The organism is Mycobacterium sp. M26 (genome assembly GCF_001494595.1).
Classification (GTDB): domain Bacteria; phylum Actinomycetota; class Actinomycetes; order Mycobacteriales; family Mycobacteriaceae; genus Mycobacterium.
In genome coordinates, this window is sequence record NZ_LN929907.1 from 1898700 (window position 1) to 1914518 (window position 15819).

The window sequence follows — 15819 nt, forward strand, 5'->3', positions numbered from 1 at the left end:
GCCGCGCGGTCATTCGCTGCGGCGCAGCACCGCCAGCACGGTGAGCGCCAGGATCTTCGCGTCCAGGGCCAGCGACCAGTTCTCGATGTAGAAGTTGTCCCATTCGGCCCGGTCGGCGATCGAGGTCTGCCCGCGCAGGCCGTGCACCTGAGCCCAGCCGGTCATCCCGGCCTTGACGCGGTGCCGTTCGCCGTACCGCCGGATCTGGGCCTCGAAGACCTCGACGAACTCAGGACGCTCGGGTCGCGGACCGACGAGGCTCATCTCGCATTTGAACACGTTGATCAACTGCGGCAGTTCGTCCAGCGACGTCGCCCGCAGCACCTTGCCGATCGTGGTCCGCCGGTCGACGCCCTCCACGCCGCCGGGCGCGGCACCGCTGCGGAGTTCGAAGGCGGCGTCGGCCGCGCTGGGTACCCGCATCGTGCGGAACTTCAGGCAGTCGAAGACCCGGCCGTCGCGACCGACCCGCGGCTGGCGGAAGAGGATGGGCCCGGGTGAACTGAGCCGCACCAGTGCCACCAGGCTCAGGAACACCGGTGAGATGACGAGCAAACCCAGTGCGCCGCACAGGCGATCGAGTGCGTGCTTGACGGTGAACTGCCAGCCGTGGGGATTGGTGCGCGGCATCGAGAACAGCGGCAGACCGCCCAGGTGCTCGATCGTCGAGCGCTCGCCGATCACGTCGAACATCCGTGGGACCACCCAGACCCGGGCGCCGGTGCGATGCGCCAGCTGGACCACCCGGGCCAACAACTCGTCCTGGGTCCGGGAGAAGGCGATGACGATCGCCTCGGCGCCGGTCTGCAGTACGGCATCCTCGATGGTGTCCGGCGAGCCGATCCGGGGAACACCGGGCGGCGCCGATTCGCCGTGCAGGGGATGCCAGGGTGAGTCGGTGTCCAGAAGGCCGATCGGCCGCAGGCCGTATTCCGGTGACGCGCTGAGTCTTTCGATGATCTGGTGCGCGACGATCCCGTTGCCGACGATCAGGGTGGGCGAGAGCAGATGCCCCTGATGCCGGAGGCGGCGTTGGACGGTGGCCCGGATGAGGCGGCCGAGCAGGATGGCGCCGGTGGCACACATCCAGATCTTGGCCACCAGGTGCTCGGGATGATCGTGCCGGTCGGCCACCAGAATGCCGGCGCTGAGCAGCACCATCGACGCCAGCGCGACCGAGGCGATCACCGGGCCGATCTCGTGGATGAAGCGCCGGTTGAGCCGGCGGCGGTAGATGCCTCGCGCGGCCATCACGGTGATCACCGTCGGGACGAAGAGCAGGACCATCCACGCGGGCGCGTGTTCGCCGTGCGCAGCAGTCGTCCACCACAACACCAGCAGCAGGGCGACTCCGGCGGCCAGGACGTCGATGCCGACGGTCACCGTCGTGCTGAGCGGGTCCTGACGGATCAGCGCGGCGAAGCGTCGCGGGGAACCCCCGCCGGCCGCGTTGAGCGCGGCAGGCACCGATGACTCATCGGAGGGGGTGGTCCCCACTGACATGCTTCGCTCGATTCGCCGCCCGACCTAACGACGAGCAGCGTATCTGTTTGCGATCGCACCTACTTCGTGAAGAGTGGGCGCGTCCGAAGATGTCGGTGTTACTTGATCTCGCAGAGCACGGTGCCCTGCGTGATCGCGGCGCCGGCCTCGGCGGACAGTCCGGTGATGACACCGTCCTTGTGCGCGGTCACCGGGTTCTCCATCTTCATGGCTTCCAGCACCACGACCAGGTCACCGGTGGCGACCTCCTGGCCCTCCTCGACGGCCACCTTCACCACGGTGCCCTGCATCGGGGCGGTGACGGCGTCACCGGAGGCGGCGGCGCCACCGTGAGCGCCACGCTTGCGGGGCTTCGGCTTCTTGCGGATCACACCGGACTCGACCGGGCCACCACCGTTGCCCAGCGCGAGGTCACCGGGCAGCGACACCTCGACGCGACGGCCGCCGACCTCGACGACCACCTTCTGGCGCGGCTGGGCCTCTTCCTCGTCGACGGGTCCGCCGCCGGTGAACGGCTCGATGGTGTTGTTCCACTCGGTCTCGATCCACCGGGTGTGCACGGTGAAGCCGTTCTCGTCACCGATGAAGGCCGGGTCGCTGACCACGGCGCGGTGGAACGGGATGACGGTGGCCAGGCCTTCGACGGTGAACTCATCAAGGGCGCGACGGGCGCGCTCGAGTGCCTGCTGGCGGGTGGCGCCGGTGACGATCAGCTTGGCCAGCATGGAGTCGAACTGGCCGCCGATCACCGAACCGCTCTCCACACCCGAGTCCAGGCGTACGCCCGGGCCCGTCGGCGGGTTGAACGTGTTGACCGGGCCGGGGGCGGGCAGGAAGCCGCGGCCGGCGTCCTCGCCGTTGATCCGGAACTCGATCGAGTGGCCGCGCGGCGTCGGGTCCTCGGTGATGGCCAGGGCCTCGCCGTTGGCGATGCGGAACTGCTCACGGACCAGGTCGATGCCGGAGGTCTCCTCGGTGACCGGGTGCTCCACCTGCAGGCGGGTGTTGACCTCGAGGAACGAGATCAGGCCGTCCTGGCCGACCAGGTACTCCACGGTGCCGGCGCCGTAGTAGCCGGCCTCCTTGCAGATCCGCTTGGCCGACTCGTGGATCTCCTTGCGCTGCGCGTCGGTCAGGAACGGCGCCGGGGCCTCCTCGACCAGCTTCTGGAAACGGCGCTGCAGCGAGCAGTCGCGGGTGCCCGCGACGACGACGTTGCCGTGTTGGTCGGCGATGACCTGGGCCTCGACGTGGCGCGGCTTGTCGAGGTAGCGCTCGACGAAGCACTCGCCGCGGCCGAACGCCGCGATGGCCTCGCGGGTGGCCGACTCGAACAGCTCGGGGATCTCCTCGATGCTGCGGGCCACCTTCATGCCACGGCCACCGCCGCCGAACGCGGCCTTGATGGCCACCGGTACGCCGTACTCCTGGGCGAAGGCCACGACCTCGTCGGCGTCCTTCACCGGGTCCGGGGTACCCGGCACCAGCGGGGCCTGGGCGCGCGCCGCGATGTGGCGGGCGGTGACCTTGTCACCGAGGTCGCGGATGGACTGCGGGCTCGGGCCGATCCAGATCAGCCCGGCGTCGAGGACGGCCTGGGCGAAGTCGGCGTTCTCCGACAGGAAGCCGTAGCCCGGGTGGATGGCGTTCGCACCGGACTTGGCGGCCGCGTCGAGGATCTTGCCGAAGTCGAGGTAGGACTCGGCCGAGGTCTGCCCGCCCAGGGCGAACGCCTCGTCGGCGAGCCGGACGTGGGGGGCGTCGGCGTCGGGTTCGGCGTAGACCGCGACGCTGGCCAGACCGGCATCTCTGGCCGCCCGGATCACGCGGACCGCGATCTCACCACGGTTGGCGACGAGGACCTTCGAGATGGTCTGATTTGGCACTGCGCCTCCTGGGTTTCCCGACTCTAAGAACGTTCTTTAAAAATAGGTTCGCACGGCAGTGTAAGCGGCGCCTAATCGACCGGGACCAGCCGGTACCCCTACTAATGAGTAAGTTCAGCCCGCGTCGCGTAGCCGCCGCTTGATCCGGGTCAGCATGGCCGACATTCCGCGCAGCCGCAGGGGACTGATCAGCGCTGCCAGGCCCAGTTCGGAGTAGAAATCATCGGGCACCGCGAGGATGTCCGCGGCCGATTGCCCGTCCAGGCCGGTGGCCAGGATCGAGGCGAACCCGCGTGTCGTCGGCGCTTCGGCCGGTGCGCTGAAAAACAGCCGCACATGCTCGGCGTCGGTGGCGTCGACATGCAGGAACAGCGGCGACTGGCACTCCGGCACCGGCTCCATGGCCGCCTCTTCGAGGTCGGCGGGCAGCGGCGGTAGCTCATTGGCGAACTCCAGCAGCAGCGTAAGCTTGTCCTGGCCCTGCACCTCGGCGAAGTCGGAGACCACCTCGGCCAGGGCCGCCGGCATGGTCATACGGACCCCGGTGCCTCACCACTGACAATGGGAACCCGCACGGTGTTGCCCCACTCGGTCCACGAGCCGTCGTAATTGCGCACGCCCGGGATGCCCAGCAGGTAGGTCAGCACGAACCAGGTGTGGCTGGAGCGCTCGCCGATACGGCAGTAGGCGATGATGTCGTCGCCCGGCTTGACGAAGGAGTACACGTCCTCGAGCGCGCCGCGGGTGCGGAAGCGCCCGCTGTCGTCGGCGGCCTTGGCCCACGGCACCGACACCGCGGTCGGGATGTGGCCGCCGCGCAGCGCGCCCTCCTCCGGGTAGTCGGGCATGTGGGTACGCTCGCCGGTGTACTCCTGCGGGGAGCGGACGTCGATCAGCGTCGAATGCCCCAGTGAGGCCAGCACATCGTCCTTGTAGGCCCGGATGGCGGCGTCGTTGCGCTCGACGACGGGATAGCCGGTGGTGGTCCGGCTCGGCACGTCCAGCGTGGTGTCACGGCCGTCGGAGATCCACAGATCCCGCCCGCCGTTGAGCAGTCGGACGTCCTGATGGCCGAACAGGGTGAACACCCACAGTGCGTAGGCGGCCCACCAGTTGCTCTTGTCGCCGTAGATCACCACGGTGTCGTCGCGGGCGATGCCTTTGCGGTTCATCAGCTCGGCGAACTGCTCGCCGTCGATGTAGTCGCGCACATTCGGATCGTTGAGGTCGGTGTGCCAGTCGATCTTGACCGCACCCGGGATGTGGCCGATGTCGTAGAGCAATACGTCTTCGTCGGACTCCACGATGGCCAGGCCCTTGGTGCCCAGGTGCGCCGACAACCAGTCGGCGGTGACCAGGCGCTCAGGGTGGGCGTAGTCCTTGAGGGAGGGGCTGGGATCTGCAGGAAGCGGCACCAGACGAGCCTACCGTCGATCAGCCCACCGGATTGGCGGCCCACAGTTCGCCGATGGACAGCCCGACGGTGCTGAACAACTCGTGGGTCAGCGCCAGGCCGAGGCCCACCACATTGGACGGATCGCCGTCCACACCGTCCAGAAACCAGCCGCCCAGGCCGTCGAGGGTGAATGCCCCGGCAACGTTCAGCGGTTCGCCAGTGGCGATGTAGGCGGCCAGATCGGTGGCGTTGGGGGTGGAGAACCGCACGGTGGTGACCGCAGCCCGGGTTTCGGTCCGGGTGGTGACGCCGTCCAGCACCCGGATCACGCAATGCCCCGTGTAGAGGTGCCCGTCCCGGCCCGCCATCGAATTCCATTGCTGCGCAGCGTTTTCCGGTGTTCCGGGCTTGCCGCGCAGTCGGCCGTCGACGTAGAGCATCGAATCACAGCCGATCACAACGCAATCGGCGGCGACGCCGTCGTCGAGAACCTCGCGGACGGCCTCGGCTTTCGCCCGGGCCAGCGCGTTGACCACGTCACCCGGATCGGCCCCGGGGCCGAGCCGGTCGACGATGGCGTCCTCGTCGACCCCGGACACCACCACCAGCGGGTCGATTCCGGCGTGCCGCAGCACCCGCAGCCGACCGGAGGAGGCCGAACCGAGAACGACTCTGGTCATACCTCAGCGACGCATGTGGGTGCGCGCCAGCAGCGTGACCCGCTGCCAGCTGGTCACCGTGTAGCGCAGCTTGTCGACCGGGTGGCCCCACAGGTTGATCTCCTGCGGGCCGGGGTCGGGCCGTCCGCCGCTGGCGCCGGCCAGCACCGTCACCAGCGCGGCGATCTCCTCGTCGGTCGGGTTGCCCCGGTCGATGCGGATCTCGGGTACCCCCGGCTCCGGATTGTCCAGCGTCATGTCGCGCGGATCGCTGAACTCGATGATGTCCTCGTGCTTCACAGCGCGGACCCTTTCGTCAGAGGCCGGATCGTTCGCTCACTCGCTGCGCTCGCTCGACTCACAGTGGGCCGGATTGTTCGCTCACTCGCTGCGCTCGCTCGACTCACGGTGGGCCGGATTGTTCGCTCACTCGCTGCGCTCGCTCGACTCACAGCGGCCTGGATCGTTCGCTCACTCGCTGCGCTCGTTCGACTCACAGCGGGATGTTGCCGTGCTTCTTCGGCGGCACCTGGGCGATCTTGCGCTCCAGCAGACGCAGCGCGGTCGAGATGTAGCCGCGGGTGTGCGACGGCGGGATCACCGCGTCGACGTAGCCGCGCTCGGCGGCGACGTACGGGTTGACCAGGGTGTCCTCGTAGTCCTGCTGCAGTTCCAGCCGCAGGGCATCGACATCCTCACCCTTGGCGGCGGCGTCCTTGAGCTGCGAGCGGTAGACGAACCCGACCGCACCCGAGGCACCCATCACGGCGATCTGGGCGGTTGGCCACGCGACGTTGACGTCGCAGCCCATGTCCTTGGAGCCCATGACGCAGTACGCGCCGCCGTAGGCCTTGCGGGTGATCACGGTGATCTTGGCGACGGTGGCCTCGCCGTAGGCGTAGAGCAGCTTGGCGCCGCGCCGGATGATGCCGTTGTATTCCTGCTCGGTGCCGGGCAGGAAGCCGGGCACGTCGACCAGCATCACGATCGGGATGTTGAAGCAGTCGCAGGTCCGCACGAAGCGGGCGGCCTTCTCCGAGGCGTTGATGTCCAGGCAGCCGGCGAACTGGGTGGGCTGGTTGGCCACGATGCCCACGGCGCGGCCGTCGATCCGTCCGAAGCCGACGATGATGTTCTGCGCGTAGCCGGCCTGGACCTCGAGGAACTCGTCGTCGTCGAGGATGCGGGTGATGACCTCGTGCATGTCGTACGGCTGGTTCGGCGAATCCGGGATCAGCGTGTCGAGCTCGAGGTCCTCGTCGGTCAGGTTCTCCTCGATGGCACCCGGGTGCGGCGGCGCCGGGTAGCGCGGCGGGTCGGCGTAGTTGTTGGGCGGCAGGTAGCTCAGCAGGTCCCGGACGTAGTCCAGGGCGTCCTGCTCGCCGGAGGCGACGTAGTGCACGGTGCCGGACTTGGCCATATGGGTATGGGCGCCGCCCAGCTCCTCCATGGTCACGTCCTCACCGGTGACGGTCTTGATGACGTCGGGTCCGGTGATGAACATCTGGCTGGTCTGGTCGACCATGATGACGAAGTCGGTCAGCGCGGGGGAGTAGACGTGACCACCGGCCGCGGCACCCATGATCAGCGAGATCTGCGGGATCACGCCGGAAGCCAGGATGTTGTTGCGGAAGATCCGGCTGTAGAGGCCGAGGGAGACCACACCCTCCTGGATGCGGGCACCGGCACCGTCGTTGATGCCGATCAGCGGGCGGCCGGTCTTGATGGCCAGCTCCTGCACCTTGACGATCTTCTCGCCGTAGACCTCGCCGAGGCTGCCGCCGAACACGGTGGCGTCCTGGCTGAAGATGCAGACCTCGCGGTTGTCGATGGTGCCGTAGCCGGTCACCACACCGTCGCCGAGCGGGCGGTTGCTCTCCAGGCCGAAGTTGGTGGAGCGATGCTTGGCCAGCGCGTCGAGTTCGACGAACGAGCCCTCGTCGAGCAGCGCGAGAATGCGCTCGCGGGCGGTCAGCTTGCCCTTCGCGTGGACCTTCTCCACGGCGGCCTCACCCACCGGATGCAGCGCCTCTTCGGCGCGCTTACGGAGATCAGCCAGCTTGCCGGCTGTCGTGTGAATGTCGATCGTGTGCTCGGCCGCCGGTTCCTTAACGCTCGTCATGGGTGACGATGGTATCGGCAACCTTAAGGAGGCGCTAAGGGCCCTGTGTTGTCTTGCCATCTGACCTGCTGTGCCGTAGGAGATGAGCATGGGATATCCCGAGAATGTGCTCGCCGACGACGAGCAGGTGGTGCTGCACCGGCACCCGCACTGGAAGCGGCTGATCGGACCTGTCCTCGTCCTGCTGATCACCACCGCGGTGGCGGCCTTCGTCGCGGCCCTGGTGAACCGGACCGGCTGGGATCCGACCGCCAAGAAAGTGCTCTACATCGTCATCGCGGCGATCTGGGCGATCCTGGTCGGCTGGCTGACAGTGTGGCGCTTCTTCACTTGGCTGACAACACATTTCGTCATCACCGACCGGCGGGTGATGTTCCGCCACGGGCTGCTGACGCGCACCGGCATCGACATTCCGCTGGCCCGGGTGAACAGCGTGGAATTCCGGCACGGACTACTGGACCGGATGTTGCGCACCGGCACCCTGATCATTGAATCAGCGTCGCAAGATCCCCTGGAGTTCTACGACATTCCGCGCGTAGAACAGGTGCACTCACTGCTGTATCACGAAGTTTTCGACACCCTCGGTTCAGAAGAATCCGACAGCCGCGCGTCGCGCAGGTTGGCCCCGCCCGCCGACTGACCGAGCGCGCCGCGCCGGCGCCGCCGCAGCGGGGTGACGTTGCCGCGTTCGTGGGTGGCTTCGTACTCGTCCTCGAGCACCTCGGCCAGACCGCCTGCGGTGAGGGACTCCAGCGCCTTGTCGTGATCGCCGGCGAGTTCGTCGGGGAACACCCAGCGCCGGAACGCCCAGAACCGGAACGCCATCTGTAGCAGGTTGCCGATGATGTAGGCCGAGATGAAGTCGGCGATGTTCTCGACGGTCAGCGTGACGTGCGGCACCCGCAGTTCCAGCACGTAGCTGGAGAACCACAGCGGAGCCATGCTCAGCAGCACGCCGACACCGCTGAACGCGAAGAACAGCAGCGCCTCGTGGCTGCGCTCGCGGCCGCCGCGGTTGCGGAAGCTCCATTCCCGGTTGAGCACGTAGGAGGCGATGACCGCGACGATGCCGGCGATGACCTTGGCGGTGACGGGCTTGGGCTCGAGGATCGTCAGCTTCAGCGTGTAGAAGATCGCCGAATCGATGACGAACGTCGTGGCGCCGACGATCGCGAACTTGATGAGCTCGTGATGCCGGTCGGCGAAGGGCCGGATCGGCCGGGGGAGCCGGGCGATCGTGGCATCAGCGAAAGACACAATCGTCGAGTCTACGGAAATCGGGCCAGGTGTGCGTACTCGCGCAGGTCTGACACCATGATGGCCGTGCCGAACGACCCCAGACCTCCGATTGTCGCCATGGTGGGCGGCGGACAGCTCGCCCGGATGACGCACCAGGCCGCGATCGCCCTCGGCCAGAGTTTGCGGGTGCTGGCCGTCAGCCCCGACGACCCGGCCGCCCAGGTGGCCCCCGACGTGGTGATCGGCACCCATACGGACCTAGAAGCCCTGCGTAAGGCCGCTTCGGGTGCCGCAGTGCTCACCTTCGATCACGAGCACGTGCCGACCGAGATGCTGGAGACCTTGGTTGCCGAGGGGGTGGCGGTGGCCCCGCCGCCCGAGGCGTTGGTGCACGCCCAGGACAAATTGGTGATGCGCCGCAAGCTCGAGGCGCTGGGCGCCCCGATCCCGCGCTTCACCGCCGTGGCGGGCGTGGCGGACGTCGACGCCTTCAGCGAACACATCGGTGGTGCGCCCATCGTCGTCAAAACCGTGCGGGGCGGCTACGACGGCCGCGGTGTGGTGCTGACCCGCGACCTCGCGCACGCCCGCGAGACCGTCGAGGCCTACCTGGCCGATGGGGTGGCGGTACTGCTGGAGGAACGGGTGTCGATGCGCCGCGAACTGTCGGCGCTGGTGGCCCGCTCGCCGTTCGGGCAGGGCGCGGCGTGGCCGATCGTGGAAACCGTTCAAGAAGACGGAATCTGTGTGACGGTGCTGGCGCCGGCGCCGGGCTTGTCCGAAGAAGTGGCGTCGTCGGCCGAACAGCTGGGGCTGCGGCTGGCCGCCGAGCTGGGTGTGGTGGGCGTGCTGGCGGTGGAGTTGTTCGAGACGACCGAGGGGGAGCTGTTGGTCAACGAACTGGCGATGCGGCCGCACAACTCCGGGCACTGGACCATGGACGGTGCGGTCACCAGCCAGTTCGAGCAGCACATCCGCGCGGTGCTGGACTATCCGCTCGGTGACACCAGCGCCGTCGCACCGGTGACGGTGATGGCCAATGTGCTTGGCGCCCAACAGGAACCGTCGATGGGCCTGGACGAGCGGCTGCACCATCTGTTCGGCCGGATCCCGGAGGCCAAGGTGCACCTGTACGGCAAGGCCGCCCGGCCGGGCCGCAAGGTGGGCCACGTCAACATCGTGGGCAGCGACCCGGACCGTGTTCGTGAGCGTGCCGAACGGGCGGCACACTGGTTGTCGAACGCGCAGTGGACCGACGGATGGGATGGACATGCCTGAACCTGTTGTCGGCGTGATCATGGGCAGCGACAGCGACTGGCCGGTGATGGAGGCCGCCGCGATCGCGCTGGCCGAGTTCGAGGTGCCGTTCGAGGTGGGCGTGGTCTCGGCGCACCGCACGCCGGGCCGGATGCTCGACTACGCCCGCAGCGCGGCCGATCGCGGCATCAAGGTGATCATCGCCGGCGCGGGCGGAGCCGCCCACCTGCCCGGCATGGTCGCCTCGGCCACGCCGCTGCCGGTGATCGGGGTGCCGGTGCCGTTGGCCAAGCTCGACGGGATGGACTCGCTGCTGTCGATCGTGCAGATGCCGGCCGGGGTGCCGGTGGCCACGGTCTCGATCGGCGGCGCCCGTAACGCCGGACTGCTGGCGGTGCGGATTCTGGCGTCGGCCGATGCCGCGCTACTGAAGAAGATGCAGAACTTCCAGGACGACCTCGAGGCCCAGGTGCTGGCGAAGGATCGTGCGTTGCGGGAGCGATTACTCGGTGAGTGAGGCCCGCGGTAAAGTTACCAGCGAGTAGCAAGGAGGCTGTGATGGCTGGTTGGAGCGGTGATTCGTCGTTCGACGTGTTCAAGCTGCCCGAAGAACATGAGGAACTCCGGACGGCGATCCGGGCGCTGGCGGAGAAAGAGATCGCTCCGCATGCCGCCGACGTCGACGAGAACTCGCGATTCCCGCAAGAGGCTCTGGAAGCGCTGAACGCCTCGGGCTTCAACGCGGTCCACATCCCCGAGGAGTTCGGCGGTCAGGGTGCCGACTCGCTGGCGGCGTGCATCGTGATCGAGGAGGTCGCCCGCGTCGACGCCTCGGCATCGCTGATCCCCGCGGTGAACAAGCTCGGCACGATGGGCCTGATCCTGCGCGGCTCCGATGAGCTGAAGAAGAAGGTGCTGCCCGAGATCGCCGAGGGTGCGATGGCGTCCTACGGCCTGTCCGAGCGCGAGGCCGGCTCGGACGCCGCCGCCATGCGGACCCGGGCCAAGGCCGACGGTGACGACTGGATTCTCAACGGTGCCAAGGCCTGGATCACCAACGGCGGCAAGTCCACCTGGTACACCGTGATGGCGGTGACCGACCCGGACAAGGGTGCCAACGGCATCTCGGCCTTCATGGTCCACATCGACGACGAGGGCTTCTCGATCGGCCCCAAGGAGCGCAAGCTCGGTATCAAGGGCTCGCCGACCACCGAGCTGTACTTCGAGAACTGCCGCATCCCCGGTGACCGGATCATCGGCGAGCCGGGCACCGGTTTCAAGACCGCGCTGGCCACCCTGGACCACACCCGCCCGACGATCGGTGCGCAGGCCGTCGGTATCGCGCAGGGCGCGCTGGACGCCGCGATCGCTTACACCAAGGACCGCAAGCAGTTCGGCCGTCCGATCACCGACAACCAGGGCGTGCAGTTCATGCTCGCCGACATGGCGATGAAGGTCGAAGCCGCCCGGTTGATGGTGTACTCGGCCGCGGCGCGCGCCGAGCGCGGTGAGGGCAACCTCGGGTTCATCTCGGCGGCTTCGAAGTGCTTCGCCTCCGATGTGGCGATGGAGGTCACCACCGACGCCGTGCAGCTGTTCGGTGGCGCGGGCTACACCATCGACTTCCCCGTCGAGCGGATGATGCGCGACGCCAAGATCACCCAGATCTATGAGGGCACCAACCAGATTCAGCGGGTCGTGATGTCCCGCGCGCTGCTGCGCTGACTCAGTCGGCCGGGCGCAGGTGGGTAATGTCGCCCGCAGAGACCGTCACGACCTCGGTGTCGGTGTCGATCAGCAGACGCCCGAGTTCGTCGATGTCTGTTGCGGTGCCGATGATGTCGTGGTCGCCCGGCAGGATGGCCCGGACCCGGCTGCCCAGCGTGCTGCTGGCGCGCCGGTAGTCCTCGATCAGGGTCGCGTCCGGGCCCTGGGCCTGCTGCCAGTGCCGGATTCGGCGGGCGAGTTCACCCACGATCGTCTGGGCCAGGTGGTCGCGGTCGAGCATGGTGGCGCCGAGCATCTGCAGTGAGGTGGCCCGCGGGTCAGGGGCCTCGTCGGCCGTCAGGGTGACGTTGAGACCGAGGCCGACGACGATCACCGGATCCGGGGCGGCCACCTCGGCGAGGATGCCGGCCAGCTTGCCGGTGCCGACCAGCACGTCGTTGGGCCATTTCACCCCGGCCGCAATGCCGGTGGCCTGCCGCACCGCGTCAACCAGAGCCACCCCGGTGAGCAGCGGTAGCCACCCCCACGCCGACGGCGGCACGCCCGCGGCGTCGACGCCCATCGACAGGGCGATCTGCGAGCGGGGCGGCGCCGACCAGCTGCGGCCGTTGCGGCCGCGCCCGGCGCTCTGGTGTTCGGCGAGCAGCACGGTGCCGGTGATGTCCTGCCCGGCGGCGTGGCGGGCCAGCAGGTCGGCGTTGGTGGAGCCGGTCTCCTCGACGACGTCGAGCTGGCGCACGGGGCCGTCGGGTCCGATCAGGTTGGCCCGTAAGGCGGCCGGATCAAGTGGTGGGCGTTGCATGGATGGGGAACTTACTGAAGACCATGGTGAGCCGGAGCGGCCCGATCCGGTTCTTGAGCTCTTCGTAGGTGTGCGCGCGCAGGTCGTCCTGCTCCTCGACCGACATCGTGCCGGTGTAGGACACCCGCAAGTCGACTTCCGTCGCCTTGCCCCGGCTGATCGCGAGCGCGTCGACCAGCGTCAGGTCGTGGGCCAGTTCATGGCCGTGCTCCTCGGAGACGGCGGCGATCGCGGCGCGCACCGTGGCATCCAGATCGGGGTCGGCTCGGCGCCCGGAGAGGCGACCGAACTCCAGTCGGATCTGCCGGATGGGGTCGCCCACCAGCAGCGCGCAGAGGATCAGCACGATGATGCTGTCGGCAATGTCCTTGATGTTGAACGATTCTGAGGTGATGACGGTGCCCTCGGGCAGGACGGCGACGAGGACCAGCGAGGCGCAGATACCCCCACTGATGAAGGCCTCCATCTTCGCGGCGGTGGCCTCCACTTTCAGCAGGGCGGACGCGCCGCCGACCGAGCGGTTGTTGCGCTCGTGGTTCCACTTGAGCGCGAAGCAGATCAGCACGCACACCGCGGTGTAGACGGCGGCCACCCCGAACTCGGGCTCCGAGCCCTTGCGGGTGATCAGGTAGTCGATCACCTTGATCGAATTGGACACCACCCCGACGATGACGACGCCCATGATCATCAGCGAACGGAACAGCGCGTAGAGGTTTTCCAGCGCGAGACGACCGTAGGGGCTGTCGACGTCGGGTGGCCGGGATGCGGTGACGGCCAGCCGGGCGGCGATGAACGCGGCCCCCGCGTTGATCAGCGAGATGACACCGTCGAGCTGGGTGGCCGACACCCGGGTGATGGCGTACACGGCGAAGCCGAGGACCGCGAGGAACAGCATCGTGACCATGTAGGTGTAGAGGCTGCGTCGTTCAGCCTGCAGGACGGCGGTTTCCGACCCGGTCGTCATCGGTCGCGGGTCACCTTCTCGGTCTGCCGGCGCCGATCCAGCGCGGCGGGATCGGGGTTGGCCACCTGAACCAGCGAGGCTCCGGCGACGAACACGGCCAGCAGGTTGTCGACGATCTCCTGCGGTGTCGACCAGGGCAGTGACGACATCACCCGATCGCCGGCGCTCAGGCCGGCCGCGGCTGCGGAATCCTGTGCTGCTCGCAGGATGTCGGCGACCAAGCGGCCGTCGAGGGCTGGGCCCGGGCTGGTTTCGCCCGCCACCTGATCGCCGTGTACCCGCACCGCGGTCGCGTAGTCGGTGACCCCGATCGGCAGATCGGGGACCGGCTTGCCGAACGGATCCAGCGACAGCACGGCAACCTCGCCGCCGGCCACCGCCTCATCGGCCTCGTCCAACCGATCCAGCGTGCACAGCGCCACATCCGCCGAACCAGAAAGCACCACCTCGGCGCCGATCCACCACACCCCGAGCAGTACCGCGGCGGTCTGCCAGTGCGCGGGCAGCAGCACCGCCACCCGGGAGCCCGCACTCGCACCGAGTTCGTCGCGTAATAGGTTGGCGGTCTTGGCCGCCCAGTTCGCCAGCGTCACCGTCGACAACTCGATGCGCTCACCGGTGGCGTCGTCGTAGTAGGTGACGCGCGGACCCATCGGATCGGCGCGCAGCAGCGGATCCAGAACGGCGTCAGCGAGATTCATCAGTTGACGCACTTGGGGTCGTCGGACCCCGCGGTGATGATCGGCGACGGCGGCGGAGGGGTCCCGTCACCGGCCTGCCCGGCAGCCTGGTCCACCGTCGCGGCCGTCGGCAGCGTCCCGTCCAGGCCGGAGCCGGGTCCGGTGTAGTCCGACGCGAGGATCACGCGAACCGTGCCCGCGGGGATCGACCCGTCTGCCGCGACCGGCAGACCGCCGAGTTCCTTGGCGACGGCCTGGGCACCCAGATCGTCTTCCTTGGCGGCCTGGACCTGGCTCTTGATCACGTGGTCTTTTTCGTTGTTGCCGACGTTGCCCTCGGCGAAACCCTTGGTGGTCAACACTTCTGAGACCGCTGCGGCCAGGCCGTTGATATCGGTGTCGTTGATCACCTCGACGGTGGTCTGGTCGGGCGAGTAGGCGATCTTCTCGGTCTTGCCTTCGTCCTGGTCGTGCAGCAGGCCGGCCACCCACTGCTGCACCTGCGACGGATCGACCCGGACCACGGACTGCATCCCGTCGTCACTCCAGCCGGCTTCATCGAGCACCGGGATGGTGGCGAACGCGACGTTGCCGCCGGCCAGGTTCTGCAGCTGCTTGATGAAGTCCATGATGTCCCAGCCCGAGGAGATCACCACGGACCGCTGGATCGCGTCCTGCAGCTGATTCAGCGTCGACGGGCTGGTCAGCGTCTTGCTCGAAATGACTTGGTGGGCAAGAGAAGCCATCACCACCTGCTGGCGCACCACCCGGTCCAGATCGCCGCGGGGCAGGTCATGGCGCTGGCGCACGAAGCTCAGAGCCTGCGCACCGTTCAGCTTCTGCCAGCCGGCCGGGAAGTCGGCACCCGAAAGCGGTTCGTAGACAGCGTCTTTGAGGCAGACGTCGACACCGCCGAGGGCGTCAGTGATCAGGGCGAAGCCCAGCAGGCCGATCTCGGCGTAGTGGTCCACGGTGACGCCGGTCAGGTCGGCGACGGTCTTGATGAGTGCTTCGCGGCCCGCCTCGACGGCCTTGGGCTCGGCCTCGGCGGGATCCATGCCCTGCTGCTCGACGAGCTCCTTCATCTTCTCGAGCTTGACCTGCCCGTAGACACCGTTGATCTTCGTCTTGTCCAGGCCCGGCGCCTTGACGTAGGAGTCGCGGGGGATCGAGATCGCGGTCGCCGACTTCCCGTTGTTCGGGATGCGCACCAGGATGATCGTGTCGGTGTTGGTCGACACGTCGTCGCCGGCATGCAGGGTGGCCAACTCGTCCTCGGACAGCGGGTTGCCGTGGGCGTCGGTACGGCTGTCCATCCCGACCAGGAGGATGTCGATCGCGCCGTCGTCCTCACCGCCGCCGCCGAGCGCTGCCGTGCTCAGGTGGAAGATGCCGTCCTCGAACGACCGGATCTTCCCCCAGGCGACACCGGTGCCGACCATCACCATCACCGCGATCAACGCGAGCACGGTGCGAGCCACCCGCCGGGCGCCCGTCACTGCATCGGTGTCAGCAGGCATCAGCCCAGGCTACTGGCGAGAAGGGCGCATACCCGGTAGCCGAAACCGGCGTGCCAGACTCGA

Annotated in this window: 16 protein-coding genes; 4 read left to right on the forward strand and 12 right to left on the reverse strand. The window is 68.0% G+C overall.

The genetic code is table 11. From position 1 onward, the window contains the following. Nucleotides 1-9: 9 nt before the first annotated feature. The 7 genes from BN3385_RS09005 to BN3385_RS09035 all read right to left on the reverse strand — a co-directional run bounded on the left by BN3385_RS09005 (nt 10) and on the right by BN3385_RS09035 (nt 7566). Nucleotides 10-1497, reverse strand: a complete 1488-nt coding sequence (locus BN3385_RS09005; RefSeq protein ID WP_231748670.1) for a sugar transferase — start codon at nt 1495-1497, stop codon at nt 10-12. Between the two features lie 104 nt (nt 1498-1601). Beyond that, complete coding sequence (locus BN3385_RS09010) at nt 1602-3389, reverse strand: acetyl/propionyl/methylcrotonyl-CoA carboxylase subunit alpha (RefSeq protein WP_059016186.1); 1788 nt, start codon at nt 3387-3389, stop codon at nt 1602-1604. 114 nt (nt 3390-3503) lie between these two features. After that, nucleotides 3504-3923: a SufE family protein gene (locus tag BN3385_RS09015; protein WP_059016187.1), complete on the reverse strand. Its 420-nt coding sequence runs from the start codon at nt 3921-3923 to the stop codon at nt 3504-3506. Continuing rightward, entirely contained in the window at nt 3920-4804 is an 885-nt protein-coding gene (locus BN3385_RS09020; protein WP_059016188.1) for a sulfurtransferase, read from the reverse strand. The genes BN3385_RS09015 and BN3385_RS09020 overlap by 4 nt, the downstream gene beginning before the upstream one ends. Before the next feature lie 19 nt (nt 4805-4823). Continuing rightward, nucleotides 4824-5465 carry a Maf family protein gene (locus BN3385_RS09025; RefSeq protein WP_059016189.1) on the reverse strand — a complete coding sequence of 214 codons (642 nt, stop codon included), beginning with the start codon at nt 5463-5465 and terminating at the stop codon, nt 4824-4826. Between the two features lie 3 nt (nt 5466-5468). Further along, nucleotides 5469-5744, reverse strand: a complete 276-nt coding sequence (locus tag BN3385_RS09030) for an acyl-CoA carboxylase subunit epsilon (protein ID WP_059016190.1) — start codon at nt 5742-5744, stop codon at nt 5469-5471. Between the two features lie 193 nt (nt 5745-5937). Further along, nucleotides 5938-7566 carry an acyl-CoA carboxylase subunit beta gene (locus BN3385_RS09035; RefSeq protein ID WP_059016191.1) on the reverse strand — a complete coding sequence of 543 codons (1629 nt, stop codon included), beginning with the start codon at nt 7564-7566 and terminating at the stop codon, nt 5938-5940. A gap of 88 nt (nt 7567-7654) precedes the next feature. Here BN3385_RS09035 and BN3385_RS09040 point away from each other — a divergent pair, with 88 nt between their 5' ends. Then, nucleotides 7655-8206, forward strand: a complete 552-nt coding sequence (locus BN3385_RS09040) for a PH domain-containing protein (protein WP_059016516.1) — start codon at nt 7655-7657, stop codon at nt 8204-8206. Here BN3385_RS09040 and BN3385_RS09045 read toward each other — a convergent pair. Further along, the gene (locus tag BN3385_RS09045) at nt 8128-8823 is read right to left on the reverse strand and encodes a GtrA family protein (RefSeq protein ID WP_059016192.1); all 696 of its coding nucleotides are present in this window, start codon (nt 8821-8823) and stop codon (nt 8128-8130) included. The two genes, BN3385_RS09040 and BN3385_RS09045, sit on opposite strands and share 79 nt — an antisense overlap. A gap of 57 nt (nt 8824-8880) precedes the next feature. Between BN3385_RS09045 and BN3385_RS09050 the strand changes: the two genes are divergently transcribed. Genes BN3385_RS09050 through BN3385_RS09060 form a run of 3 tightly spaced genes read left to right on the forward strand, consistent with a single transcriptional unit; the run spans nt 8881 to nt 11787 of the window. Continuing rightward, nucleotides 8881-10083, forward strand: coding sequence for a 5-(carboxyamino)imidazole ribonucleotide synthase (locus BN3385_RS09050; protein ID WP_082690345.1), 1203 nt, complete (start codon nt 8881-8883; stop codon nt 10081-10083). Next, entirely contained in the window at nt 10070-10579 is a 510-nt protein-coding gene (gene purE / locus BN3385_RS09055; protein WP_059016193.1) for a 5-(carboxyamino)imidazole ribonucleotide mutase, read from the forward strand. Before BN3385_RS09050 ends, purE begins: the two co-directional genes overlap by 14 nt. A 41-nt stretch (nt 10580-10620) precedes the next feature. After that, on the forward strand, nt 10621-11787 hold the full coding sequence (locus BN3385_RS09060) for an acyl-CoA dehydrogenase (RefSeq protein WP_059016194.1): 1167 nt from the start codon (nt 10621-10623) through the stop codon (nt 11785-11787). A gap of 1 nt (nt 11788) precedes the next feature. Here BN3385_RS09060 and BN3385_RS09065 read toward each other — a convergent pair whose 3' ends face one another. The 4 genes from BN3385_RS09065 to BN3385_RS09080 are packed head-to-tail and all read right to left on the reverse strand — an operon-like array spanning nt 11789 to nt 15684. Continuing rightward, nucleotides 11789-12592 carry a biotin--[acetyl-CoA-carboxylase] ligase gene (locus BN3385_RS09065; protein ID WP_059016195.1) on the reverse strand — a complete coding sequence of 268 codons (804 nt, stop codon included), beginning with the start codon at nt 12590-12592 and terminating at the stop codon, nt 11789-11791. After that, on the reverse strand, nt 12573-13556 hold the full coding sequence (locus BN3385_RS09070) for a cation transporter (RefSeq protein WP_059016196.1): 984 nt from the start codon (nt 13554-13556) through the stop codon (nt 12573-12575). Before BN3385_RS09070 ends, BN3385_RS09065 begins: the two co-directional genes overlap by 20 nt. Next, nucleotides 13553-14257, reverse strand: a complete 705-nt coding sequence (locus BN3385_RS09075) for a TIGR03089 family protein (protein WP_059016197.1) — start codon at nt 14255-14257, stop codon at nt 13553-13555. Before BN3385_RS09075 ends, BN3385_RS09070 begins: the two co-directional genes overlap by 4 nt. Next, a complete protein-coding gene (locus BN3385_RS09080) occupies nt 14257-15684 on the reverse strand; it encodes an LCP family protein (RefSeq protein ID WP_082690402.1) in 1428 nt (475 codons plus the stop codon). The genes BN3385_RS09075 and BN3385_RS09080 overlap by 1 nt, the downstream gene beginning before the upstream one ends. Nucleotides 15685-15819: the final 135 nt, after the last annotated feature.